The organism is Pseudomonas sp. Z1-29, from assembly GCF_051131995.1.
Taxonomy (GTDB): domain Bacteria; phylum Pseudomonadota; class Gammaproteobacteria; order Pseudomonadales; family Pseudomonadaceae; genus Aquipseudomonas.
In genome coordinates, this window is sequence record NZ_CP071645.1 from 4,663,471 (window position 1) to 4,688,182 (window position 24,712).

Sequence of the window (24,712 nt, forward strand, 5' to 3'; positions counted from 1 at the left end):
TGCGGTGACCCATACATAAGGGCGTGCAAGTCGATTACAAGGGTCGGGGGTGAAATTTTTTACTGAGCGAGCGCTAAAACGAACACGGCACCCGAAGGTGCCGTGTCGCTGGCTGCCGTGTCACTGAAAGCTACTTGGGGTCACGGTGTTCGAATTCGCCTTCGATCACGTTGGGCTCACGGCCCACCGGTTCGCGCGGGGTCGGACCGCCACGGGGCTGGAGGTCATCGGCGAAAGCCCGCTGGCGCATCGCCTGTTCTTCGGCGCGCTGGCGCATCTTGTTGGCCAGCAACCGGCGCGTGAAGGGCAGCAGCAAGACCAGGCCCAGCACGTCGCTGATGAAGCCAGGCAGGATCAACAGACCACCACCCAGCGCGAGCATCAGGCCTTCGAGCATGGTCTGGGCGGGCAGTTCGCCACGGGTCAGGCTTTCACGGGCACGCAGTGCCGTGGCCAGGCCGGCGATGCGCAGCACGAACACGCCGAGCATCGAGCCAAGAATGACCAGCAGCAACGCCGGGAAGAACCCGATCGCACCGCTGATCTTGACGAATACGAACAGCTCCAACACCGGGAACAGCAGAAAGAGCAATAAAAAAGGGCGCATCAAATGGTTCCTCAACGCAAGAATGCCTTGCTATGAAAACCTAAATGACGTCGCCCTTTCGTGAATTCAAGCATCAACCTCGGCATTTTTTGGCCATTGCTCGGCGTGAGCCAGGTAAACCAAGGCTTCGCGCACTTGTGTCGGCGTGTTGCAAAGCGCCGCAAACGGCAACCAGTGCAGGCCTTGCCCAATGCGCAAGTGCATGCCTTCGCTGTCGATACTGACCAATTGCGCGGGTTGGTTTTTTGGCAGGCCACTCAATTCGACGTAGTGGGCGATGGCTTTGGCATGATCGGCATTCATGTGTTCGATCATGCCCGCCTCGGCTTTGCCGGCGAAGGGATTGGCCAGGGTGACCTGGTCGATCCAGTGAATCGCGCCGAAGCCGCCGATGTAACGATGGCGCACCGGGTGGAGAACCCAGAAATCGAAATCGTGGGCCTTATGGTAGTTCTGCGACTCGGGGAAATAGCGGTAGTAACGCTCGGCGGCGGCCTCGATGGCGGCGCTGTCCTCCAGCTTCTGCGCCTCGGCCAGATAGGTCAGGCGCCCGACGGCCTGAACATCCTCGGCGCCCCGCTCTCCCACCAGCATTGAGCATTTAGGGTCTTTTTGCAGATTGTGGGTGTGCTGGGCGATGCGGCTGATGAGTATCAGAGGCAGGCCTTGCGCGTCCAGGCAATACGGCACAACGGAGCCGAACGGAAAGCCGGGCATCGATTTGGAATGGGTGGAGAGCATGCCCCGATATTCCTTGAGCAGCAATTCACGGGCATGCTTGGCAGCTTCAACGCTCAATTTATGACTCCTTTAATAAAATTCGTCTAGAAAACGGTCGACTGACTGGAGTAATGTTCTGACGCACCTTAGGGACGGTTTTCTTGCGCAGCCGCGCTACGCCGCTGCAAATCGAGACGCGCCCCAACACCTCCACCGCTGCGCCACCTGGACATGAGAATGCAACTCACTGACAAAGTAATCATTATCACCGGCGGTTGCCAGGGCCTGGGTCGCTCCATGGCCGAGTATTTCGCCGGCAAGGGTGCAAAGCTCGCGCTGGTGGACCTCAATCAGGAAAAACTCGACCAGGCGGTCGCCGCCTGCGCCGCCAAGGGCGTCGAGGCACGTGCGTACCTGTGCAACGTGGCCAACGAAGATCAGGTGATCGACATGGTTGCCCGGGTGGCCGAGGACTTCGGCGCGATCCACGGGCTGATCAACAATGCCGGTATCCTGCGCGACGGCCTGCTGCTCAAGGTCAAGGACGGTGAAATGACCAGGATGAGCCTGGCCCAGTGGCAGGCGGTGATCGACGTCAACCTCACCGGCGTATTCCTCTGCACCCGCGAAGTGGCGGCGAAAATGGTCGAGCTGAAGAACAACGGCGCGATCATCAATATTTCCTCGATCTCCCGGGCCGGCAACGTCGGCCAGACCAACTATTCGGCGGCCAAGGCCGGCGTCGCGGCCGCTACCGTGACCTGGGCCAAGGAACTGGCGCGCTACGGCATCCGCGTGGCGGGGATTGCTCCGGGTTTCATCGAAACCGAAATGACCCTCGGCATGAAACCCGAAGCCCTTGAGAAAATGACCTCCGGGATTCCGCTCAAGCGCATGGGCAAGCCCGAGGAGATTGCGCACTCGGCGGCGTATATCTTCGAGAACGACTACTACACCGGGCGGATCCTGGAAATGGATGGCGGGCTGCGGATCTGAACCCCATCCCATAACAAAATGGACTGACCCAAAAATGTGGGAGCGAGCTTGCTCGCGATGGCGTCGGGTCAGTTTGCATCAATGTTGAATGTAAGACCGCTATCGTCGGATCGCCGCCCGGAGCAAGCTCGCTCCCACAATGGGATGTGTTACCGCTTATTCAATCATCGCTGATAGTAATGTTCGGCATCGCCGGCGACGCAGCCTCCTGCAACACGATCCGCGCGCCCACGTGGCGGGCCAGCTCCTGGTAGACCATGGCGATCTGGCTGTCCGGCTCGGCGATAACGGTCGGCTTGCCGCCGTCGGCCTGCTCGCGGATCACCATCGACAGCGGCAACGAAGCCAGCAGCTCGACACCGTACTGGGTCGCCAGTTTTTCACCGCCGCCTTCACCGAACAGATGCTCGGCATGCCCACAGTTCGAGCAGATGTGCACGGCCATGTTTTCCACCACGCCCAGTACCGGGATGTTCACCTTGCGGAACATCTCCACACCCTTGCGCGCATCCAGCAGGGCCAGGTCCTGGGGCGTGGTAACGATCACCGCGCCGGCCACCGGGACTTTCTGCGCGAGGGTCAGCTGGATGTCGCCAGTTCCCGGCGGCATGTCGATCACCAGATAATCCAGGTCGCCCCACGCGGTTTGCGTGACCAGTTGCAGCAAGGCGCCGGAGACCATCGGCCCGCGCCAGACCATCGGTGTGTTGTCATCGGTGAGGAAGGCCATGGACATGACCTCCACGCCATGGGATTGCAGCGGTACGAACCACTTCTGGTCCTTGACCTGCGGCCGGGTGCCTTCGGCGATGCCGAACATGATGCCTTGGCTCGGACCGTAGATATCCGCGTCGAGGATGCCGACCTTCGCCCCTTCGCGAGCCAGGGCCAGCGCCAGGTTGGCGGCGGTGGTGGACTTGCCTACGCCGCCCTTGCCCGAGGCCACGGCGATGACGTTCTTGACGTTCGCCAACCCCGGCACCTGGGCTTGGGCCTTGTGGGCGGAAATCACACTGGTAACCTGGACTTTGGCGCTCGCCACGCCGTCCAGGCCTTCGATCGCCATCTGCAGCATCTGCGCCCAACCGTTCTTGAACAGATCGGCGGCATAACCGATCTCCAGTTCGACGCTGACGCGATCGCCCTGGATATCGATGGCTCGCACGCATCCGGCGCTGACCGGGTCCTGGCTCAGGTAGGGGTCGGTGTACTGGCGAAGGACGGCTTCCACCGCTGCGCGATTGACGGCGCTCATGGGCAACTCCGATAACAAGACTTGAAAACAGGCCGCTATCCTACGCCGCACGCTCTCGCGTGGCGACCCGATTAAGGGTGACGAACGCTCTTGTGGCGAGGGAGCTTGCTCCCGCTCGGCTGCGCAGCAGTCGCAATGAAGCCGACGCTGTCGACCAGCCAGGGCGTAGAACCATTTTTGGGGCGGCTTCGCCCCCCAGCGGGAGCAAGCTCCCTCGCCACGGATTCGGCGGGAAACAGGCCCGCGGGGTGAAATATATTTCCCGGCGCTTTATAGTGGCCGACCTCCGTTTCATCAAGTAGCCGAGCCCCATGTCCGAGCCACGCAAGATTCTCGTCACCAGCGCCCTGCCCTATGCCAATGGTTCGATTCACCTTGGCCATATGCTGGAATACATCCAGACCGATATGTGGACGCGCTTTCAGAAACATCGCGGCAACCAGTGCATCTACGTCTGCGCCGACGACGCCCACGGTTCGGCCATCATGTTGCGCGCGGAAAAGGAAGGCATCACCCCGGAACAACTGATCGCCAATGTCCAGGCTGAACACAGCGCCGACTTTGCCGAGTTCCTGGTGGACTTCGACAACTTCCACTCCACTCACGCCGAAGAAAACCGTGAGCTGTCGAGCCAGATCTACCTGAAGCTGCGTGACGCCGGGCATATCGCCACCCGTTTGGTCACCCAATATTTCGACCCGGAAAAGAAAATGTTCCTGGCCGACCGCTTCATCAAGGGCACCTGCCCGAAATGCGGCACCGAAGACCAGTACGGCGACAACTGCGAAAAATGCGGCGCCACCTACGCACCGACCGACCTGAAAGACCCGAAATCGGCGATTTCCGGCGCGACGCCGGTACTCAGGGATTCCCAGCACTTCTTCTTCAAGCTGCCGGACTTCCAGGAAATGCTGCAGACCTGGACCCGCAGCGGCACGCTGCACGACGCGGTGGCCAACAAGCTCGCCGAATGGCTCGACTCCGGTTTGCAGGAATGGGACATCTCCCGCGATGCGCCGTATTTCGGCTTCGAAATTCCTGGCGAGCCCGGCAAATACTTCTATGTATGGCTGGACGCGCCCATCGGCTATATGGCGAGCTTCAAGAACCTTTGCGATCGTACCCCGGAGCTGGACTTCGACGCGTTCTGGGCCAAGGACTCCACGGCCGAGGTGTATCACTTCATCGGCAAGGACATCGTCAACTTCCACGCGCTGTTCTGGCCCGCCATGCTCGAAGGCGCCGGTTTCCGCAAGCCGACCGGCATCAACGTCCACGGCTACCTGACCGTCAACGGCCAGAAGATGTCCAAGTCCCGCGGCACCTTCATCAAGGCGCGGACGTACCTGGATCACCTGTCGCCTGAATACTTGCGCTACTACTACGCGGCCAAGCTCGGCCGTGGCGTCGACGACCTCGACCTGAACCTCGAGGACTTCGTGCAGAAGGTCAACTCCGACCTGGTGGGCAAGGTCGTCAACATCGCCAGCCGTTGCGCCGGGTTCATCCACAAGGGCAACGCCGGCGTGCTGGTGGCGGGTAACGCCGCGCCGGAACTCACCGACGCGTTCCTGGCTGCCGCGCCAAGCATCGCCGAGGCCTACGAGAGCCGCGACTTTGCCCGCGCCATGCGTGAAATCATGGCCCTGGCCGACCGCGCCAACGCCTGGATCGCCGACAAGGCCCCATGGTCGCTGGCCAAGCAGGAAGGCAAGCAGGAAGAAGTCCAGGCGATCTGCGCCTTGGGCATCAACCTGTTCCGCCAACTGGTGATCTTCCTCAAGCCGGTGCTGCCATTGCTGGCCGCCGATGCCGAAGCGTTCCTGAACGTTGCGCCGCTGACCTGGAACGATCACCAGACGCTGCTGAGCAACCATCAACTGAACGCGTTCAAACCGTTGATGACCCGCATCGACCCGGCCAAGGTCCAGGCCATGATCGACGCGTCCAAGGAAGACCTCGCCGCCAGCCAGACCGACACCGGTGCCCCTGCTGGCAACGGCGAGCTGACCAAGGACCCGCTGTCGCCGGAAATCGATTTCGATGCCTTCGCCGCCATCGACCTGCGCGTGGCGCTGATCGTCAAGGCTGAAGCCGTGGAAGGCGCCGACAAACTGTTGCGCCTGACCCTGGACATCGGCGATGAACAGCGCAACGTGTTCTCCGGGATCAAGAGCGCCTACCCGGATCCGGCCAAGCTCGAGGGCCGGCTGACGATGATGATCGCCAACCTCAAGCCACGCAAAATGCGCTTCGGCATATCCGAAGGCATGGTCATGGCGGCCGGTCCTGGCGGCGAAGAAATCTACCTGCTGAGCCCCGACAGCGGCGCCAAGCCGGGTCAGCGGATCAAATAACGCAACTGCGTGCTGCACCGATCCCACAGTCGCTGTCGAGCGGCTGTGGGATTTTCATATCTGGCCCGCCCTCGCGGCGTGCCGGATAATGCCTGATCTTTCAACCGGCTCCCTGTTGCCCCATGCCCATGACTGACATTCTTCTCTCGCTGTTCAGCGCTGCCCTGATCAACAACCTCGTGTTGCATTGGCCGCTGGGCGTCGATCCGCTGCTGGCAGTCAGGGAGCGGAGCCGGGTACATGCACTGGGCCTGGCGACAGCCTGCCTGATGCTGGTTGTCGGGACCCTCGGTTATCTGCTCGACCGCTGGCTCCTGGTTCCGGCGCAGCTGACATCGCTACGGTTGTTCGTATGGCTGCCCCTGAGCGTGCTGCTGATCAGCCCGTTGCTGCGCCTGCTGACGCATTGGCTGCCGTCGCAGCCGTTCGATGGCTTGTGGCCGCTGCTGCTCGGCAATGCCGGCGTACTGGGCGTCACGCTGCTCAACAGCCGGAACGACCAGGGCCTGGGCCAGGCCATGGCCTTCAGCCTGGGCGCCGGGCTGGGTTTCTGGCTGGTCTTAAGCCTGTTCGACGACTTGCGCCAGCGAGTCCAGAATAACGATATCCCCTTGCCTTTTCGGGGCCTGCCAATCCAGTTGATCAGCGTCGGATTGATGGCGGTGGCATTTCTCGGATTGCGCGGGTTGGTCAAGACATGAACCTGATTCAACGTATCGACGCCCTGCTGCCGCAAACCCAATGCGGCAAGTGCGGCCATCCCGGCTGCAAGCCTTACGCCGAAGGCATCGCCCAGGGTGAACCGATCAACAAATGCCCCCCCGGCGGACGCGAAACCATCGCGGCCCTGGCCGAGCTGATGACCGTGCCGGTACTCGAACTGGACGCCAGCCGTGGCTCGGCCCCGGCGCAGATCGCATACATTCGCGAAGCCGAATGCATCGGTTGCACCAAGTGCATCCAGGCGTGCCCGGTGGACGCGATTGTTGGCGCGGCCAAGCTGATGCACACCGTCATCATCGATGAGTGCACCGGCTGCGACCTCTGCGTGGCGCCTTGTCCGGTGGATTGCATCGAGATGCGCCCACTGCCGATGGCAACCGTAACGCCGGTTGTCGGTGGCCTGGCCTCCAGCATCGAAGAACAGCAGGCGCGGACCGCCAAGCGCAATCACGCCCGCCGCCGCTTCGAGCTGCGCAATGCGCGCCTGCGCCGCGAAGAAGAGCAGCGCCAGGCCGAGCGCCTGGCCCGAACCCAGCGCAACGCTCAACCAGCCCAGGCCCAGCCACTTGATCCGGTGCAGGCTGCGCTGGAACGAGTGCGCGCGCAAAAAGCCGCCAGCGCCGACGCCGCCCTGAAAAAAGCCAAGGTCGACCTGGCCATGAGCCGGGCACAGCTGAATAAATCCTTGAAAGCGTTTGGCCATCCACCGACCTTCGAACAACAATCACAATTGATCGTGCTGCAACGCCAATTCGAAGCGGCAGAGCAGGCCCTGGCCAGACTGGAAGGCAGCGCGGCGCCCGCCGCCCCGGCACCGTCGCAGAGTGCTGAATTGAAGCTGGCCAAGATCCAGCTGGCGATGCGTCGCGCCGAACTCGGCAAGGCCCGCGCTGCCGCGGCTTCCGCAGAACAGCTACAAGCACTGGAACAAGCGGTGGAAGACGCCCAACGGCAGGTGGACGCCCATGCTACGCCCTGATCCGGTGGACGAGCGGCTGCGGCAAGCGATGCGACGGGTGCTGCTGGCGATGCTGCCCGGCGTGCTGGCGATGGTCTGGTTTTATGGCTGGGGCGTGGCGCTGAACCTGCTGTTGTCGGCCCTCGCCGCGCTGGCTGTCGAGGCGCTGGCGTTGCGTCTGCGACGACGCCCTCTCAAGCCCGGCCTGAGCGACGGCAGCGCACTGGTCAGCGCCGCGCTGCTGGCCATGGCCTTGCCGGCGTATTGCCCATGGTGGCTGACCGTCACGGCCGCTGCCTGCGCCTTGCTGTTCGGCAAGCACTTATGGGGCGGGCTCGGCAGCAATCCCTTCAATCCGGCGATGCTCGGGTATGCCCTGGTGCTGGTGGCGTTTCCCCAGCACCTGAGCCAATGGCCCGTGCCCCATGACATGGACTTTCTCGAAGGTCTGCGACAAGTCGCCGGCATTGCCCAGGCGCCCGACGGCTGGGCCGGCGCCACGGCCCTGGACAGTCTGCGAATCAATACAAGCCTGACCGTCGACGAACTGTTCGCCAGCAATCCTGCGTTCGGTCGTTGGGGTGGGCGCGGTGTCGAGTGGGTCAACCTGGCCTTCCTCGCCGGTGGCCTGTTCCTGCTGCAACAGCGCGTGTTCAGTTGGCACGCGCCGGTGAGCATGCTTGCCAGCCTGTTCACCTTGAGCCTGCTGTGCTGGAACGGCTCGGGCTCGGACTCCCATGGCTCGCCGCTGTTTCATCTGTTGACCGGGGCAACCATGCTGGGCGCATTTTTCATCGTCACCGAACCGGTGTCAGGCGCCAAGGCCCCGCTCGCCCGACTGTTGTTCGGGACCGGCGTGGGCGCGCTGGTCTACCTGATTCGTACCTGGGGCGGCTACCCGGACGGCATCGCGTTTGCCGTGCTGCTGATGAACCTCGGTGTGCCTGCGCTGGATCGTCTCGCCGAGGCACGACAAAGGCGAGCGCTGACATGAAAAGACCCGGCGGCGTGCTGATCCTGATCGTCCTGGCCGGCCTCGGCATCGGCGCCACGTACCTCATGCAGGTCAATCTGGCCGGACGCATCGAAGCCCAACGGCAAGCCTTGGCCGGCAGGACCTTGCTCGAGGTATTGCCCTCCGAGCGTTATGACAACCAGCCGTTGGCGCAACCGGTCATGACGAACCCGGTTGAGTTGAGCCACAGCCGGTTGCTGGGCGGTTACCTGGCGACCCGCAACGGCCAGCCCAGCGCGGTGCTGTTGCGCAGCCAGGCGTTGGGCTATGAGGGCAGCATCGAATTGATGATCGCCATTGATCCCAGCGGCCGCCTGCTTGGCGTTAAAACCCTGCGCCAGTCGGAAACACCCGGCCTGGGCGCGGTAATCGCCGACTGGCCGAATACCTGGCTGCAGACATTCACCGGAAAGTCGCGCCAGGCGCCGACCGATGACGGCTGGGCCTTGAAAAAGGACCAGGGCCAGTTCGATCAATTGGCCGGCGCGACGGTGACCTCGCGCGCGGTGCTCCAGGCGATCCACGATGCGCTGCGTTATTTCGATGAGCACCAGGCCCACCTGACCGGAGCGAGTGTCAATGAATAAGCCGGTATTGAGCCGTGGCCTGCTGCTCGTGCCCTTGGTGGGTGCAAGCAGCTCGCTGACGAATGCACTGGGGGTGTGGCTGGCCTGGGTTTTGATCAGCTTCGGCCATGGCTGGGCCATGACGCTGGCCGGGCCACGCTGCACGACTTATCAGCGGCTGGTTGCAGGTATCCTGCTGGCCGCAGCCTTGAGTGCTTGCGCAAGCCTGGTCGCGCAGGCCTGGCTGCCGGAGTGGTATGTATCGTCAGGCCTTTACCTCGGCTGGATCGCCTTGAGCTGCGTAGCGCTGGATCAAGCGCCAGTGGACGAATCCCGGGTAGCTGACCGCCTCAGGCTGGCGGGCCAGTCTGGCCTCCTGATGGCCATTCTGAGCGCCCTGCGCGAATTGGTCGGCAATGGCGTCCCACTGGCCCTGCTCGCTCCCGGCGGGTTCATCCTGCTCGGCCTGCTGCTGGCGGCCCACCAGGCCTGGACGGCCAGCAAACCCCATCCACCCCTAGAGGAAACGCCGCGCCCATGAACGCCGCAAAACGCCTGGAAATATTCCGTCGCTTTCATGAAGACAACCCGGAGCCAAAAACCGAACTGGCCTATTCCTCACCCTTCGAGCTGCTGATCGCGGTAATTCTGTCGGCCCAATCCACCGACGTCGGCGTCAACAAGGCCACCGCCAAGCTGTTTCCCGTGGCCAATACGCCGCAAGCGATCCACGCCTTGGGGGTCGAAGGGCTGTCGGAATACATCAAGACCATCGGGCTGTTCAACAGCAAGGCCAAGAACGTCATCGAGACCTGCCGCCTGCTGATGGAGCGTCATGGCGGCGAGATCCCGCAGACCCGCGAAGAGCTGGAAGCCCTTCCAGGCGTCGGCCGCAAGACCGCCAACGTGGTGCTCAACACCGCGTTTCGTCAGCTGACGATGGCAGTCGACACGCACATTTTCCGCGTCAGCAACCGTACCGGCATTGCTCCGGGCAAAAATGTCGTGGAAGTGGAAAAGAAACTGATGAAATTTGTCCCCAAGGAATATCTCCTGGATTCCCACCACTGGCTCATCCTCCATGGGCGTTACGTCTGCCTGGCGAGAAAGCCCCGTTGCGGCAGCTGCCGAATCGAAGACCTGTGCGAATACAAGCACAAGACATCTGACGATTGACGCGCTATTGCTTTCGTTGATCGAGCGATTGAAAAAATCTTTTTTACCCGCCGCAGGTTTATCGCTATAAGGAGCGCCAATGGCAGTCTTAGCCTGGAGTCGAACCCATGAGCGCTGGCAAAGAACAACTGGATGTAGAAGACGATTTCATCGCCGTCGAGGCTGACGATGCGGAACCTGTGGTCGTGGAAGTGGCGAAAACCAACCTGAGCAAACGTCGCACCATCGATAACCTGCTGGAAGAGCGTCGCTTGCAGAAACAATTGGCCGACTATGATTTTGACCTCTGACTCGTAAAAGCCTCCCTGTCGGAGGCCTTTTACCGAGCACCTGGGGCTGTGGACTCACACCAATCCGTTACGCTGTGCCAGCTCGATCAGGTCGACCAGTGAGCGGGCATTGAGCTTCAACAACAGTCGGGTCTTGTAGGTACTCACTGTCTTGTTGCTCAGGAACATCCCGTCGGCAATCTCCTTGTTGGTCCTCCCACGGGCCAGCTGCTGCAGGACCATCATCTCTCGTCCGGACAAACGATCGACCATATCCGACTCGCTGGCGTTGCCCAGGCTCGAACGCACGGTATGCAACGCCTGGTTGGGAAAATAACTGTAGCCCGAGAGCACCGCTTTTATTGCACTCAACAACTCGGTCAGGTCCTGTTGCTTGCACACATAACCGGCCGCTCCCATCTGCATGCATCGCATCGAGAAATGCCCTGGCGACTGAGAGGTGAGCACCAGCACTTTGAGCGGCGAAGGATTGGTGGTCAGGCGCGCGATAACCTCCAGTCCGTCCAACTTCGGGATCCCGATATCGAGAACAACGATGTCGGGCATTTTATCGCGCGCCAGCTGTAACGCATCGACGCCATTGTCTGTTTCCGCGATGACTTCATATCCATGGCGCTCCATTAACAAACGTACAGCAAGACGAATGACGGGGTGATCATCCACGATCAGCACTTTATTCATGGGCAAATCCAACTTAGCTGTTCGAATTTTTAGAGCACGCACAATAGCGTAGTCATTTCACCCGTGGGATGCCGCTGTAGCAAGCCGTTCGCACCGAAAGACATAACTTACAAGCAATGCAGAAAAATCCTACAAATAATCCGTGAAATAACGCGCCATGATTTTTTCCGTCGCAGCGATGGAGTGATTCTGACGCGCCACAGCTCCCCGAGAACAGCTCGGTTTCGGCAAAAAACACACCTGACCGGTTATTAGACGTGGGACTTTTCTCACACAAAGTAATTGATTTATTCATGCACAAACGCTTGCCTCCTCCAGAAAAAACTTCCATCGAAGAGAACGCAGTTCAATAACGTTATTTCCGAATTCTATTTGGGCTTACTCAATTCAACTTTTGTTATAAACCAGCAAAAGCGATCAATGATATTCCCCGGCAATACATTATTCAGGACGAGACAATGCGCAAAAAAAAGGCCTGCGCAGGGCAGGCCTTTTTTTGAGCAGCCGGGTCAGAACAGCTTGCGACCCTTGTTCGCCGCGATGCGCATGCGCAGGGCGTTGAGCTTGATGAAGCCGGCCGCGTCGGCCTGGTTGTAGGCGCCACCGTCTTCTTCGAAGGTCGCGATGTTTGCATCGAATAGCGACTCGTCGGACTTGCGCCCGGTCACGATCACGTTGCCCTTGTACAGCTTCAGGCGCACGACGCCGTTCACGTGGGCCTGGGAAGCATCGATCATCTGTTGCAGCATCAGACGCTCCGGGCTCCACCAGTAGCCGGTGTAGATCAGGCTGGCGTACTTGGGCATCAACTCGTCTTTCAGGTGAGCCACTTCGCGGTCCAGGGTGATCGACTCGATCGCCCGGTGAGCACGCAGCATGATGGTGCCGCCGGGGGTTTCGTAGCAGCCACGGGATTTCATGCCGACATAGCGGTTTTCAACGATGTCCAGGCGACCGATGCCGTGTTCGCCGCCGATACGGTTCAGCGTCGCGAGGACGGTGGCCGGGCTCATTTCAACGCCGTCGAGGGCAACGATATCGCCGTTGCGATAGGTCAGCTCAAGGTATTGCGGGGTATCGGGAGCCTTCTCCGGGGAGACGGTCCAACGCCACATGTCTTCTTCGTGCTCGGTCCAGGTGTCTTCCAGCACGCCGCCTTCGTAGGAGATGTGCAGCAGGTTGGCATCCATCGAATACGGGGATTTTTTCTTGCCGTGACGCTCGATCGGGATCGCATGCTTCTCGGCGTAGTCCATCAGTTTTTCACGGGACAGCAGGTCCCACTCGCGCCACGGGGCGATGACTTTGACGCCCGGCTTGAGGGCATAGGCGCCCAGCTCGAAACGTACCTGGTCGTTGCCCTTGCCGGTAGCACCGTGGGAAATGGCGTCGGCGCCGGTTTCGTTGGCGATTTCGATCAGGCGCTTGGCGATCAGCGGACGGGCGATTGAGGTACCCAGCAGGTATTCGCCTTCGTAAACAGTGTTGGCGCGGAACATCGGAAACACGAAGTCGCGGACGAATTCTTCGCGCAGGTCATCGATGTAGATCTCCTTGACGCCCATGGCCTGAGCCTTGGCGCGGGCAGGCTCAACTTCTTCGCCCTGCCCCAGGTCAGCGGTGAACGTCACCACTTCACAGTTATAAGTGTCCTGCAGCCACTTGAGGATCACCGAAGTGTCCAGGCCGCCGGAATACGCCAGAACGACCTTGTTTACGTCCGCCATGCCATCACTCCACGGGTTGTACGGAAAGCCGGGAAGTCTAACGTCCAGCGCGGATAATTTACAGAGGCGCGACAGCTTATGACGACGAAGCGACAGATTATGTCGATGGCGCGACGATCAGAATGGCTTCAGGAAGTTCGAGCAGTTGCCGCTGCGGGGGCCACGACCTTGGTGGGGGCGACCGGCGCCGGAGCCTTGCCGGGTGCCGCAGCGGGCGTCGCCGCAGGTACAGCTGGCGTTGATGGCGGGGTTGGCGTGGTGGGCTGGGCCGCTGGCGCCTGAGTGGCCGCCACTCGATCCAGTTGCACCACCACACGCCGGTTCTTGGCGCGATGGGCGGCGTTGTTATTAGGCACGAGCGGATAACGCTCACCGTGGAAACGCACAGTGAACTGCGATTCCTGGAAGCCATTGGCCTTGAAGAAATCCATGACCGCCAGCGCACGGCGGCGCGACAGCTCACGATTGGTCAAGCGGTTGCCGCTGTTGTCGGAATGCCCATCGAGTTCGACATGGTTGACGCTCGGGTCAGCCTTGATGAAGTCGAGCATGACCTGCAATTGAGCCTTGGCCTGGGCGTCGAGCTCAACCCCCTCGCCGGGAAAGCCGATCTGGGTCTGCTTGATCTGCTCGAAATTCTTCGGCAACAGTTTCGCCACACAGCCCTGGTAGTCGCTGAAGGCCTTGTTGAAGCGCACAGGCAACAGGCGAACTTCCGACACCCGGCCATCCTCGGTATTACGCCGGACCACGGGGCTGCGCCCTTCCATCAACCCACTGATCAGGCGTCCCGCCTGGACTTGGGAGCTGTTGAACAACACGTCGCCGCTGCCGATCCTGACCGACCCCAGGTTGATGTCGCCCCGCCCCGGTTGCCACGGCGCAGCGGCCGCCAGCAGCGTCGCGGAACCGCCACCCAGCACCGGGTTGTAGGCCTTGAGTCGGAACGTGGCCTGCTCGCCCGCCCGGCGGACGAACTCGCCGCTACCAAAATCGGCGATCGGCTGGCTCAGCCGGCACTCGAACTTGTCGCCTTCGACCGTCCACTCGATGCTCTCCAGACGAGTCTGGAAAGTGAGCGCCATCGCAGGAAGGCTGGCAAACACACTGAGCAAGGCTAGATAACGCTGGCGCACGGGAGGCTCCACTGGCTTTTTACTTACGGAAATCGAAAAACATCGGGCATGACGCCTGTACGAGACACCGCACGGATTCGTGGCACACCTGAAGGGGCTATCGGTAACTTGTGGCAAAACTTGATAGCGGGTGCCCGCATCGGTCTTTTCCGGTAGCATTCCCCCAGAGTTTGACCCGCCTGGAAGCCCCTCAATGTCCGACCGCCTGACCCTGCTGCGTCCCGACGACTGGCATATTCATCTTCGCGATGGTGCTGTGTTGACCCATACCGTCGCCGATGTCGCGCGCACCTTCGCGCGCGCAATCATCATGCCTAACCTGGTTCCGCCTGTCCGCAACGCCGTCGAGGCCGATGGCTATCGCCAGCGCATCCTGGCCGCACGCCCGGCCGGCAGCCGCTTCGAACCGCTGATGGTGCTTTACCTCACCGACCGCACCCAGCCCGAGGAAATTCGCGAGGCCAAGGCCAGTGGCTTCGTCCACGCGGCCAAGTTGTACCCGGCCGGCGCCACCACCAATTCGGACTCCGGCGTCACCAGCATCGACAAGATCTTCCCGGCGCTTGAAGCGATGGCCGAAGTCGGGATGCCGTTGCTGATCCATGGCGAAGTCACCCGGGGCGATGTCGACGTGTTCGACCGCGAGAAAATTTTCATCGACGAGCACATGCGCCGCGTCGTGGAGCGTTTCCCGACGCTCAAGGTGGTGTTCGAACACATCACCACCGGCGATGCCGTGCAGTTCGTCAACGAGGCCCCGGCCAACGTCGGCGCGACCATTACCGCGCATCACCTGCTTTACAACCGCAACCACATGCTGGTGGGCGGGATCCGGCCGCACTTCTATTGCTTGCCGATCCTCAAGCGCAACACCCACCAGGAAGCCTTGCTCGACGCCGCCACCAGCGGCAGCGCGAAGTTTTTCCTCGGCACGGACTCGGCGCCCCATGCCCGCCATGCCAAGGAAGCCGCCTGCGGTTGCGCCGGTTGCTACACCGCCTATGCCGCCATCGAGATGTACGCCGAAGCGTTCGAGCAGCGCAACGCGCTGGACAAGCTCGAAGGTTTTGCCAGCCTGCACGGCCCGCGTTTCTATGGCCTGCCGGTGAACACCGATAGCATTACCCTGGTCCGCGACGAGTGGACTGCCCCCGCCAGCCTGCCGTTTGGCGAACAGACTGTCATCCCGCTGCGCGCCGGTGAAAAACTGCGCTGGCGCCTGCTGGAGGAAAACGCGTGAGTGAAGATCATTTCGACGACGAACTGGACGGCAACGGTGGTTCCGGCGGCGCTCGCCACCCCATGGCAGCCCGTTTCCGGGGTTACCTGCCGGTCGTGGTCGACGTAGAAACCGGCGGTTTCAACTCGGCCACCGATGCGTTGCTGGAAATCGCCGCGACGACCATCGGCATGGACGAAAAAGGCTTTGTGTTCCCGGACCACACTTATTTCTTCCGCGTTGAACCGTTCGAAGGCGCCAACATCGAAGCAGCCGCGCTGGAATTCACCGGGATCAAGCTCGACCACCCGCTGCGCATGGCGGTCAGCGAGGAAACGGCACTGACCGACATCTTCCGTGGCGTGCGCAAGGCCCTGAAGGCCAACGGTTGCAAGCGCGCGATCCTGGTCGGTCACAACAGCAGCTTCGACCTGGGCTTCCTTAACGCCGCCGTTGCGCGACTGGACATGAAGCGCAACCCATTCCACCCGTTTTCCAGCTTCGATACGGCGACCCTGGCCGGCCTGGCGTACGGCCAGACCGTATTGGCCAAGGCCTGCCAGGCCGCCGACATCGATTTCGACGGCCGCGAAGCCCACTCGGCCCGCTATGACACCGAGAAGACTGCCGAGCTGTTCTGCGGCATCGTCAATCGCTGGAAGGAAATGGGCGGCTGGCAGGATTTCGACGACTGATATCGGCGCTGACTCCAGTGCTCTAGTGGCGAGGGAGCTTGCTCCCGCTGGGCTGCGTAGCGGCCCCAAAGCCTGCGACCGCTGCGCAGTCGAGCGGGAGCAAGCTCCCTCGCCACGGTGTTCAGTGCAAAAAGTCCTGCGTTGCAGCTTATAACCCGCCCATAAAAAAACCGGCCCATCAAGGGCCGGTTTTTTTATGCCTGAGTGCGCTTACAGCTTGTCGCTGTGTTCGCCCAGGTAAGCCGCTACGCCTTCAGGCGATGCGGTCATGCCCTTGTCGCCTTTTTTCCAGTTGGCCGGGCAGACTTCGCCGTGCTCTTCGTGGAATTGCAGAGCGTCGACCAGACGGATCAGCTCTTCCATGTTACGGCCCAGCGGCAGGTCGTTGATGATCTGCGAACGGACCACGCCTTTGTCGTCGATCAGGAACGCGCCACGGAAGGCCACGCCGCCTTCGGACTCAACGTCGTAGGCCTTGGCGATTTCGTGCTTCATGTCAGCGGCCATGGTGTACTTCACCGGGCCGATCCCGCCGTTGTTGATCGGGGTGTTGCGCCAGGCGTTGTGGGTGAAGTGCGAGTCGATCGAAACCGCGACCACTTCAACGTTGCGCGCCTTGAAGTCGTCCATGCGGTGATCCAGTGCGATCAGCTCGGACGGGCAGACGAAAGTGAAGTCCAGCGGGTAGAAGAACACCAGGCCGTATTTGCCTTTGATGGCCGAGGACAGGGTGAAGCTGTCGACGATTTCGCCGTTGCCGAGGACGGCTGGAACGGTGAAGTCAGGGGCTTGTTTGCCTACGAGTACGCTCATTGGATATCTCCTGGTGTAGTAACGTGAAAACCGGGTCCGCGCCAGCCTGCCACCCTCAGGCGACAGCCCTGTGACACGAACCCGCTTTGCAAGGACCGACCATCATACACCGCGCGTTTGGACTGTCCTCAACGGTTTTTCGGGGATCTCGGAAATCCGCGACGTCGCATGGCCCACCGGGAAAAAACCGTTCGTCAGACCGAGGCATCTCAAGCCAGGGACTATCAGAAACCACTTTGACAATCATTCTCGTTAACATTAAGATCCGTCTCAATTGAGTCACAACCAGCGACGGTTCTCACTTATGTATGTATGCCTCTGCACTGGCGTCACCGACGGACAGATCCGCGAAGCGATCTATGAAGGTTGCTGCAGTTATCGGGAAGTCCGCCAGGCCACCGGCGTAGCCAGCCAATGCGGTAAATGTGCCTGCCTTGCCAAGGAAGTGGTGCGTGAAACCCTCGCCAAAGTGCAGACTGCCCAGGCCTCGATCCCTTATCCGGTAGAATTTACTGCCGCATAAATCCAGCTTTTTGAAGAACCGGACTCAATGTCCGGTTTTTTTATGCCGGTAAATCAAGTGCTTAGCCTCCAGACGCGGAACACAAACATTCTTATTCCGATTAATTTTCATTTATTATTCAATAACTTAGGTTTGACACTGGTAATTGCGCGGCTCAAACTCTGCCGTATACACAGCTATTACAGGGCAGGCCCTCACCATGAAAGGCGACATTACAGTCATCCAGCATCTCAACAAGATCCTCGCCAATGAGCTGGTCGCGATCAATCAATACTTCCTGCATGCGCGCATGTATGAGGATTGGGGCCTGAACAAGCTGGGCAAGCACGAGTACCACGAATCCATCGACGAGATGAAACACGCGGACAAGCTGATCAAGCGCATCCTGTTCCTCGAAGGCCTGCCGAACGTCCAGGACCTTGGCAAGCTGCACATCGGCGAACACACCAGGGAAATGCTCGAATGCGACCTGCGCATCGAACGCACCGGCCACGCCGACCTGAAAGCAGCCATCGCCCATTGCGAAACCGTCGGTGACTTCGGCAGTCGCGAGTTGCTCGAGGATATCCTCGAGTCCGAAGAAGAGCACATCGACTGGCTGGAAACCCAGTTGGGCCTGATCGACAAGATCGGTCTGGAGAACTACCTGCAGTCGCAGATGGGCGAAGAATAAGCTTCCCCGACAGCGAGCCACAAAAAAGCCCCGCCCTCTTTCGAGAGGCGGGGCTTTTTATTGCCTGGATTCCAGGCTCACCTAGATTCCTTGTGGGAGCGAGCCTGCTCGCGATAGCGGTGTGTCAGTCACCATCAAATTGACTGACACGCCCTCATCGCGAGCAGGCTCGCTCCCACATTGGTTTGGGGTGAATCAGGCTTCGGTCTTGTTCGCCGCCGCTGCTTCCACAGCTGCCTTGATGGTGGCCTGCAGAGAGCCATCAGCGGCCATCTCGGTCATGATGTCGCTGCCGCCGATCAGTTCACCGCCAACCCACAACTGTGGAAAGGTTGGCCAGTTGGCGTACTTGGGAAGATTGGCGCGGATTTCCGGGTTCTGCAGGATGTCCACGTAAGCGAACTTCTCGCCACACGCCATCACCGCCTGAGCAGCCTTGGCCGAGAAGCCGCACTGAGGGGCATTCGGCGAGCCTTTCATGTAAAGCAGGATAGTGTTGTTGGCAATCTGGTCTTTGATCGTTTCGATGATATCCACGGAGCACCTCGGCTTGAACTTTGCGACTACAGATGTCGACACGGTGGCGCATTGTAACGGAAAGCCGAGCACCCTGCTCGGTCCGGCCCAAGGACAATTCTACGCAGCCGCCACTTTCACCGGAACCCCATTAAGCGCCGCATTGCCGGACAACTCATCGAGCTGACATTCATCGGTCAGGTCGTTGGCGCTGGAACCAGGCTGGCTGCTGGCGATGGTCATCTGCACGCCTGGTCGGGCGTGGCCCCAGCCATGGGGAAGGCTGACCACGCCTTTCATCATGTCCAGGCTGCCTTGCACCTCCACTTCGATCACGCCTACCCGTGAACTGACCTGCACGCGCTGGCCATCGACTAAACCGCGACTGGCGAGGTCTTCAGGATGCATCAGCAACTGGTGGCGCGGCTTGCCCTTCACCAGCCGATGAAAGTTATGCATCCAGGAATTGTTGCTGCGCACATGCCGACGGCCAATCATCAGCAGCTCGTCCGATGCCGGCGCTCGCAGCGCGGCAAAGCGCGCCAGATCCGCGAGGATCACCGCCGGCGCGGCCTGCACGCGGCCATTTTCAGTTTTCAAGCGCGTCGTCAGATTGGGCTTGAGCGCACCGAGGTCGATGCCGTGGGGATGATCGAACAGCGTCGCCAGCGACAATTTGTGTGGCGAGGCATCCCCATACCTTCCCGCGCGCAGGCCAAAATCAATCATTTGCGCGGGCGGCATGGTCGCCTTGAGCTCCTTGCCAGTCCGCGCGGCGAAGGCCTTGGCCAGGCCGACAAAAATCTCCCAATCGTGCAGCGCCCCTTCGGGCTTGGGCAGGATCGCCCGATTGAAACGGCTGACGTTACGCACCGCGAACAGGTTGAACGTAGTGTCGTAGTGATCGTTTTCCAAAGCCGAGGTCGATGGCAGGATCAGATCGGCATAACGCGTGGTCTCGTTGATGTACAAATCGATGCTGACCATGAACTCCAGCCCATCCAGCGCCTGTTCGAGCTGCCGCCCATTGGGCGTGGATAGCACCGGGTTGCCGGCCACAGTGACCAGCGCACGAATCTGCCCGTCGCCCTCGGTCAGCATTTCTTCGGCCAAGGTCGACACGGGCAGCTCGCCGGCGTATTCGGGACGTCCGGACACCCGGCTCTGCCAACGGTTGAAATGACCACCCGAAGTGGTCGCCACCAGGTCCACCGCCGGCTCGGTGCACAATGCACCGCCCACCCGATCGAGGTTGCCGGTGACCAGATTGATCACTTGGATCAGCCAGTGGCATAACGTGCCGAACGCCTGGGTGGACACGCCCATTCTGCCGTAGCAGACCGCTGAGGGCGCAGCGGCAAAGTCGCGGGCCAACTGCCGGATCTGCGGCGCCGGCACCGCACAGAGGGGGCTCATCACCTCGGCGGTAAATCCTGCCACGGCCTGGCGCACCTCTTCGAGGCCGTCCACGGGCAAATGGCTGTCGCGGCTCAGGCCTTCGCTGAACAGCGTATTGAGCAGGCCAAACAGCAGCGCGGCATCGCCACCGGGACGCACGAAAACATGCTGGTCGGCAATCGCCGCCGTTTCGCTGCGCCGTGGATCGACGACCACGACTTTGCCGCCACGGGCCTGGATCGCCTTGAGGCGCTTCTCGACGTCCGGCACGGTCATGATGCTGCCGTTGGAAGCCAGGGGATTACCGCCCAGGATCAGCATGAAATCGGTATGGTCGATGTCCGGTATCGGCAGCAGCAGGCCGTGACCGTACATCAGGTGACTGGTCAGGTGATGGGGCAGTTGGTCCACCGACGTCGCCGAGAAGCGACTGCGTGTCTTCAGCAGGCCGAGGAAATAGTTGCTGTGGGTCATCAACCCATAGTTATGCACGCTGGGGTTGCCCTGGTAGACGCCCACCGCGTTCTGGCCGTGGCGCTCCTGGATTGCCGCCAGGCGTTCGGCGACCAGGGCGAAAGCGTCATCCCAGGCAATCGGCTGCCACTCGCCGCCGACTCGCTGCATGGGTTGGCGCAGCCGGTCCGGGTCATTCTGGATATCTTGCAGGGCGACGGCCTTGGGACAGATGTGCCCACGGCTGAAACTGTCCAGCGGATCGCCCTTGATCGAGGTGATCGCCAGGCCTTGGCCTTCAGTTTCGGTGGTTTCGAGCGTCAGGCCACAGATGGCCTCACATAGATGGCACGCACGGTGATGAAGAGTCTTGGTCATGGCCAGTCTCTGTTTTATTCGTAGCGGGCACTTTCGGCCGCGGGAACAAAACTATGGCGCGGGATCCTCCACCGCGCCAGCGACGTTCGTCCTGTGAATCGCCGGGCATCAGGCCAACCGATTTCAGGGGTGCTCGGGAGGCGGCGCCAGCAGCTGGATTTCCTCGACGGTTTCCACTTCTTCCTGAGCGATGGGCACTCCGGTCAACTCGCCGATCAATCGCCAATGTTCGTCGAGGCCGCTGCTGATGGTAGCCATGCGGTCGATCATGCGGCGGCCGGCAGCCTTGGTCACTTCGTCTTCGCTGCGCAACAATTCGAATGACATGGAGGTCACCGAAGCGGTCAGGTGCGTCAGGGAGCGTGCCGTCAGCCCCAGCAGTTCCATCAGTTGTTGCTCTTTCGAATCCATTTCGGGGCTCCTGCGTCTAAGGGTTCATTTATAACCCAGGCCCTTGCATTAAGAAATCTCACATCCGATGACAGACACACGAAATCAATTGCACGCTGGCCAATAAAACGTCGTTTGTCCTCCGGCGCCCGTCCGGCTTGTTTGCCAAGCGCCGCAGCGCCAGTGTACAAATGGGGTCGCTGCTGTCAGGAAACCGGCTTCAAACATGTCATCGCAGTCCTGCCATGACCTCGTTGAAATCCCCTAAAACCGTAGCCCTATTGGTAAGACGCGACATTTAATGTCAATATCGCGCCTTCCCCTAATTTCGTCGCCCCGTGCGGCTTTTGCCGCAGGTCTCGCCCGTTTTTCCATTAAACAAGGCTTTGAGCATCTGCGGTCAGTTACAAAAAGGTAGTCAATCATGAGCGCAAGGCACTTTCTCTCCCTGATGGATTTCACGCCCGAAGAGTTGCTCGGCGTGATCCGTCGAGGCGTGGAGCTCAAGGACCTGCGTAAGCGCGGCGTACTGTTCGAGCCCTTGAAAAACCGTGTGCTGGGGATGATCTTCGAGAAATCTTCCACGCGCACGCGCATTTCTTTCGAAGCCGGCATGATCCAGCTCGGCGGCCAGGCGATTTTCCTGTCGCCCCGTGACACCCAGCTGGGCCGTGGCGAACCCATTGGCGATTGCGCCATCGTCATGTCGAGCATGCTCGATGCGGTGATGATCCGGACCTTTGCCCATAGCACGCTGACCCAGTTCGCGGCGCATTCGCGCGTGCCGGTGATCAATGGCCTGTCCGACGATCTGCACCCGTGCCAGTTGCTCGCCGACATGCAGACCTTCCTCGAACATCGCGGCCCGATCCAGGGCAAGACCGTGGCCTGGATCGGCGATGGCAACAACATGTGCAACAGCTATATAGAAGCGGCGATCCAGTTCGACTTCCAGTTGCGCATCGCCTGCCCTGAAGGCTACGAACCCAACCCGCAATTCGTCGCCAGGGCCGGCGACCGGGTGACAATCCTGCGCGATCCGAAACAGGCCGTCGCCGGCGCGCACCTGGTGAGCACCGACGTCTGGACGTCCATGGGCCAGGAAGAAGAAACCGCCAAGCGCCTGGAGTTGTTTGCGCCCTTCCAGGTCAATCGGGCACTGCTCGACCTGGCGGATGCCGAGGTGCTGTTCATGCATTGCCTGCCAGCCCACCGTGGCGAAGAAATCAGCCTCGACCTGCTCGACGATCCCCGCTCGGTGGCGTGGGACCAGGCAGAAAACCGTCTCCATGCACAGAAGGCCCTGCTTGAATTCCTCGTCGAGCCGGCGTACCACCACGCATGAGTGCTCCATTGTTATTGAATCTGCACAATCTGGCCTGCGGTTATCAGGACCAGCGGGTCGTCCAGAACCTCAACCTGCACCTCAATGCTGGTGACATCGGTTGCCTGCTCGGCTCGTCCGGGTGTGGCAAGACCACCACCCTGCGGGCCATCGCCGGTTTCGAACCGGTGCATGAAGGCGAGATCCAGTTGGCTGGGGAAACCATTTCCCGCGCGGGGTTTACCCTCGCCCCGGAAAAACGCCGCATCGGCATGGTGTTCCAGGACTACGCGCTGTTCCCGCATTTGAGCGTCGCCGAAAATATCGCGTTCGGCATCCGCAAACATCCGGACAAGGATCGCGTGGTCGAAGAACTGTTGGAGCTGGTCAACCTGAAAAGCCTGGGCAAGCGTTTTCCCCACGAGCTGTCGGGAGGCCAGCAACAGCGCGTGGCGCTGGCCCGCGCACTGGCACCGGAACCCCAACTGCTGTTACTCGACGAGCCGTTCTCCAACCTCGACGGCGAGCTGCGACGCAAGCTCAGCCATGAGGTGCGGGACATTCTCAAGGCCCGCGGCACCAGCGCAATCCTGGTCACCCATGACCAGGAAGAAGCCTTTGCGGTGAGTGACCATGTTGGCGTGTTCAGAGAGGGTCGCCTGGAACAGTGGGATACGCCCTACAACCTGTATCACGAACCTCTGACGCCCTATGTCGCCAGTTTCATCGGCCAGGGTTACTTCATCCGCGGTCAGCTCGACAGCCCGGAATCGGTGCAGACCGAACTGGGCATGCTACGCGGCAACCGGGCGTACACCTGGCCCATCGGCAGTGCCGTAGACGTCCTGCTGCGCCCGGACGACATCGTCCACGCGCCGGACAGTCCGCTCACGGCGACTATCGTTGGCAAGACGTTCCTCGGTGCTTCAACCTTGTATCGCCTGCAACTGCCGACCGGCGCACAACTGGAGTCGATTTTTCCAAGCCATGCCGACCATCAGGTCGGGGCTACGGTCGGTATACGCGTGGCGGCTGAGCACCTGGTGCTGTTCCAGGCGTCGGGCAGCACGGCGGCGCATCTGCCGATCGGGGAAAGTGGTGTGCGGCGGTATGGCACCGCCAGCTAATAGCTGAAGGAATGCAAACCTCTGTGGGAGCGAGCCTGCTCGCGATGGCGTAGGCACATCCAGCGACGGCGCAAGCTGAGCTACCGCTATCGCGAGCAGGCTCGCTCCCACATTTGATCCATTGGCTTGAGTGCAGATTCACCCCAGCGTCAGCGTACCGCTAGCCACCAACGTCGCATCCCCGCCAATCTTCACCCGCTCACCTTCCAATCGGCAAAACAATGCCCCGCCCCTCGCCGAGCATTGATAGGCCGTCAGGCCATGTTTGTTCAGGCGTTTGGACCAGTATGGAATCAAGCTGCAATGAGTCGATCCGGTTACCGGATCCTCGTTGATGCCGATCGCCGGGGCAAAATAGCGCGAGACAAAATCGTGCTTGCTTCCCGGTGCGGTAACGATCGCGCCCGGCCACGGCAGCTTCGCCAGGGCCGCCATGTCCGGCTTGCAATCGAGCACTGCCTGCTCCGACTCCAGCACCACGAACAATTCGTTGCAACTGAGCACATCCACCGCCTCGACACCCAAGGCGCTCTGGACCGCCAGGGAGGCGCCCAACTCAGTCGGCACGATGGCCGGGAAATCCAACCACAACCGATCGCCTTCACGAGAGACACTCAACGCTCCGGACCTGCAGATGAAGTCGAGTCGCTCGGCCGGTTCGCGGTAAACCTCGAACAGCACATGAGCGCTGGCTAACGTCGCGTGCCCACACAGCGGCACTTCGGTGGTGGGCGTGAACCAGCGAATGTGCCAACGCTGGTTCTCACGTACCAGAAAAGCGGTCTCGGCCAGGTTGTGTTCGGCGGCAATTTTCTGCATCAGTTCATCGGCAAGCCAGGCATCGAGCCGATAGACCATCGCCGGGTTACCGCCAAACGGCCGGTCACTGAACGCATCGACTTGATGAAACGCGAGCTGCATGGCACTTCTCCTTTTTTATTGATGCGCGAGCATGAGCTGCCCGGACATCGTTTAGCCAGTGACAGATCAGCAGAA

General features: G+C 60.8%; 26 protein-coding genes. 15 read left to right on the forward strand and 11 right to left on the reverse strand.

The genetic code is table 11. From position 1 onward, the window contains the following. Positions 1 to 130 precede the first annotated feature (130 nt). Positions 131 to 607, reverse strand: a complete 477-nt coding sequence (locus J3P84_RS21240) for an FxsA family protein (RefSeq protein WP_434625674.1) — start codon at positions 605 to 607, stop codon at positions 131 to 133. Between the two features lie 66 nt (positions 608 to 673). Continuing rightward, entirely contained in the window at positions 674 to 1,405 is a 732-nt protein-coding gene (locus J3P84_RS21245) for a HugZ family protein (RefSeq protein ID WP_434625676.1), read from the reverse strand. Positions 1,406 to 1,564: 159 nt separating this feature from the next. Between J3P84_RS21245 and J3P84_RS21250 the strand changes: the two genes are divergently transcribed. After that, entirely contained in the window at positions 1,565 to 2,323 is a 759-nt protein-coding gene (locus tag J3P84_RS21250) for an SDR family oxidoreductase (RefSeq protein WP_305496346.1), read from the forward strand. A 160-nt stretch (positions 2,324 to 2,483) separates the two neighbouring features. Here the strand turns inward: J3P84_RS21250 and apbC are convergent, their stop codons facing one another. After that, positions 2,484 to 3,578 (reverse strand): iron-sulfur cluster carrier protein ApbC, encoded by a 1,095-nt coding sequence (apbC, locus tag J3P84_RS21255; RefSeq protein WP_434625678.1) that lies wholly within the window; start codon positions 3,576 to 3,578, stop codon positions 2,484 to 2,486. Between the two features lie 311 nt (positions 3,579 to 3,889). On the opposite strand from apbC, the gene metG reads away from it, so the two are divergent. The 8 genes from metG (at position 3,890) to J3P84_RS21295 (ending at position 10,663) form a co-directional block, all read left to right on the forward strand. Further along, positions 3,890 to 5,935: a methionine--tRNA ligase gene (metG, locus tag J3P84_RS21260; protein WP_434625680.1), complete on the forward strand. Its 2,046-nt coding sequence runs from the start codon at positions 3,890 to 3,892 to the stop codon at positions 5,933 to 5,935. A 128-nt stretch (positions 5,936 to 6,063) separates the two neighbouring features. Beyond that, positions 6,064 to 6,636, forward strand: a complete 573-nt coding sequence (locus J3P84_RS21265; protein WP_434625682.1) for an Rnf-Nqr domain containing protein — start codon at positions 6,064 to 6,066, stop codon at positions 6,634 to 6,636. Then, positions 6,633 to 7,637: an electron transport complex subunit RsxB gene (rsxB, locus tag J3P84_RS21270; protein WP_434625684.1), complete on the forward strand. Its 1,005-nt coding sequence runs from the start codon at positions 6,633 to 6,635 to the stop codon at positions 7,635 to 7,637. Before J3P84_RS21265 ends, rsxB begins: the two co-directional genes overlap by 4 nt. After that, positions 7,624 to 8,610: an RnfABCDGE type electron transport complex subunit D gene (locus tag J3P84_RS21275; RefSeq protein WP_434625686.1), complete on the forward strand. Its 987-nt coding sequence runs from the start codon at positions 7,624 to 7,626 to the stop codon at positions 8,608 to 8,610. Before rsxB ends, J3P84_RS21275 begins: the two co-directional genes overlap by 14 nt. Further along, the gene (locus tag J3P84_RS21280; protein ID WP_434625688.1) at positions 8,607 to 9,218 is read left to right on the forward strand and encodes an RnfABCDGE type electron transport complex subunit G; all 612 of its coding nucleotides are present in this window, start codon (positions 8,607 to 8,609) and stop codon (positions 9,216 to 9,218) included. Before J3P84_RS21275 ends, J3P84_RS21280 begins: the two co-directional genes overlap by 4 nt. Then, entirely contained in the window at positions 9,211 to 9,738 is a 528-nt protein-coding gene (locus J3P84_RS21285; RefSeq protein ID WP_434625690.1) for an Rnf-Nqr domain containing protein, read from the forward strand. The genes J3P84_RS21280 and J3P84_RS21285 overlap by 8 nt, the downstream gene beginning before the upstream one ends. Beyond that, positions 9,735 to 10,373 carry an endonuclease III gene (gene nth / locus J3P84_RS21290; RefSeq protein WP_305496354.1) on the forward strand — a complete coding sequence of 213 codons (639 nt, stop codon included), beginning with the start codon at positions 9,735 to 9,737 and terminating at the stop codon, positions 10,371 to 10,373. The genes J3P84_RS21285 and nth overlap by 4 nt, the downstream gene beginning before the upstream one ends. Positions 10,374 to 10,480: 107 nt before the next feature. Then, positions 10,481 to 10,663, forward strand: a complete 183-nt coding sequence (locus tag J3P84_RS21295; protein ID WP_135846865.1) for a PA3496 family putative envelope integrity protein — start codon at positions 10,481 to 10,483, stop codon at positions 10,661 to 10,663. Positions 10,664 to 10,717: 54 nt separating this feature from the next. Here the strand turns inward: J3P84_RS21295 and J3P84_RS21300 are convergent, their stop codons facing one another. The 3 genes from J3P84_RS21300 to J3P84_RS21310 form a co-directional block, all read right to left on the reverse strand. Further along, positions 10,718 to 11,344: a response regulator transcription factor gene (locus tag J3P84_RS21300; RefSeq protein WP_305496355.1), complete on the reverse strand. Its 627-nt coding sequence runs from the start codon at positions 11,342 to 11,344 to the stop codon at positions 10,718 to 10,720. 509 nt (positions 11,345 to 11,853) lie between these two features. After that, the gene (locus J3P84_RS21305; protein WP_003204943.1) at positions 11,854 to 13,071 is read right to left on the reverse strand and encodes an argininosuccinate synthase; all 1,218 of its coding nucleotides are present in this window, start codon (positions 13,069 to 13,071) and stop codon (positions 11,854 to 11,856) included. A 128-nt stretch (positions 13,072 to 13,199) separates the two neighbouring features. Next, positions 13,200 to 14,207: a flagellar protein MotY gene (locus J3P84_RS21310; RefSeq protein ID WP_434625693.1), complete on the reverse strand. Its 1,008-nt coding sequence runs from the start codon at positions 14,205 to 14,207 to the stop codon at positions 13,200 to 13,202. Positions 14,208 to 14,400: 193 nt separating this feature from the next. Between J3P84_RS21310 and pyrC the strand changes: the two genes are divergently transcribed. Continuing rightward, positions 14,401 to 15,447: a dihydroorotase gene (gene pyrC, locus J3P84_RS21315; protein ID WP_434625695.1), complete on the forward strand. Its 1,047-nt coding sequence runs from the start codon at positions 14,401 to 14,403 to the stop codon at positions 15,445 to 15,447. After that, on the forward strand, positions 15,444 to 16,121 hold the full coding sequence (gene rnt / locus J3P84_RS21320) for a ribonuclease T (RefSeq protein WP_039591753.1): 678 nt from the start codon (positions 15,444 to 15,446) through the stop codon (positions 16,119 to 16,121). The genes pyrC and rnt overlap by 4 nt, the downstream gene beginning before the upstream one ends. A 210-nt stretch (positions 16,122 to 16,331) precedes the next feature. Here rnt and J3P84_RS21325 read toward each other — a convergent pair whose 3' ends face one another. Further along, positions 16,332 to 16,934, reverse strand: a complete 603-nt coding sequence (locus J3P84_RS21325; protein ID WP_434569603.1) for a peroxiredoxin — start codon at positions 16,932 to 16,934, stop codon at positions 16,332 to 16,334. 304 nt (positions 16,935 to 17,238) lie between these two features. On the opposite strand from J3P84_RS21325, the gene J3P84_RS21330 reads away from it, so the two are divergent. After that, a complete protein-coding gene (locus J3P84_RS21330) occupies positions 17,239 to 17,457 on the forward strand; it encodes a bacterioferritin-associated ferredoxin (RefSeq protein WP_003178704.1) in 219 nt (72 codons plus the stop codon). A gap of 199 nt (positions 17,458 to 17,656) precedes the next feature. Continuing rightward, a complete protein-coding gene (bfr, locus tag J3P84_RS21335) occupies positions 17,657 to 18,130 on the forward strand; it encodes a bacterioferritin (protein WP_186635709.1) in 474 nt (157 codons plus the stop codon). Positions 18,131 to 18,325: 195 nt separating this feature from the next. Here bfr and grxD read toward each other — a convergent pair whose 3' ends face one another. From grxD to J3P84_RS21350, 3 genes are all read right to left on the reverse strand, one after another. Then, a complete protein-coding gene (grxD, locus tag J3P84_RS21340) occupies positions 18,326 to 18,667 on the reverse strand; it encodes a Grx4 family monothiol glutaredoxin (protein ID WP_018614171.1) in 342 nt (113 codons plus the stop codon). Positions 18,668 to 18,766: 99 nt separating this feature from the next. Next, entirely contained in the window at positions 18,767 to 20,875 is a 2,109-nt protein-coding gene (locus J3P84_RS21345; protein WP_434625698.1) for a molybdopterin oxidoreductase family protein, read from the reverse strand. 123 nt (positions 20,876 to 20,998) lie between these two features. Next, complete coding sequence (locus tag J3P84_RS21350) at positions 20,999 to 21,286, reverse strand: hypothetical protein (RefSeq protein ID WP_434625700.1); 288 nt, start codon at positions 21,284 to 21,286, stop codon at positions 20,999 to 21,001. A gap of 403 nt (positions 21,287 to 21,689) precedes the next feature. Here J3P84_RS21350 and argF point away from each other — a divergent pair, with 403 nt between their 5' ends. Next, positions 21,690 to 22,610, forward strand: coding sequence for an ornithine carbamoyltransferase (gene argF / locus J3P84_RS21355; RefSeq protein ID WP_305496361.1), 921 nt, complete (start codon positions 21,690 to 21,692; stop codon positions 22,608 to 22,610). After that, on the forward strand, positions 22,607 to 23,716 hold the full coding sequence (locus tag J3P84_RS21360; RefSeq protein ID WP_434569605.1) for an ABC transporter ATP-binding protein: 1,110 nt from the start codon (positions 22,607 to 22,609) through the stop codon (positions 23,714 to 23,716). Before argF ends, J3P84_RS21360 begins: the two co-directional genes overlap by 4 nt. 138 nt (positions 23,717 to 23,854) lie before the next feature. On the opposite strand, the gene J3P84_RS21365 is transcribed toward J3P84_RS21360, so the two are convergent. Beyond that, positions 23,855 to 24,637 carry a PhzF family phenazine biosynthesis protein gene (locus tag J3P84_RS21365; protein WP_434625702.1) on the reverse strand — a complete coding sequence of 261 codons (783 nt, stop codon included), beginning with the start codon at positions 24,635 to 24,637 and terminating at the stop codon, positions 23,855 to 23,857. Positions 24,638 to 24,712 lie beyond the last annotated feature (75 nt).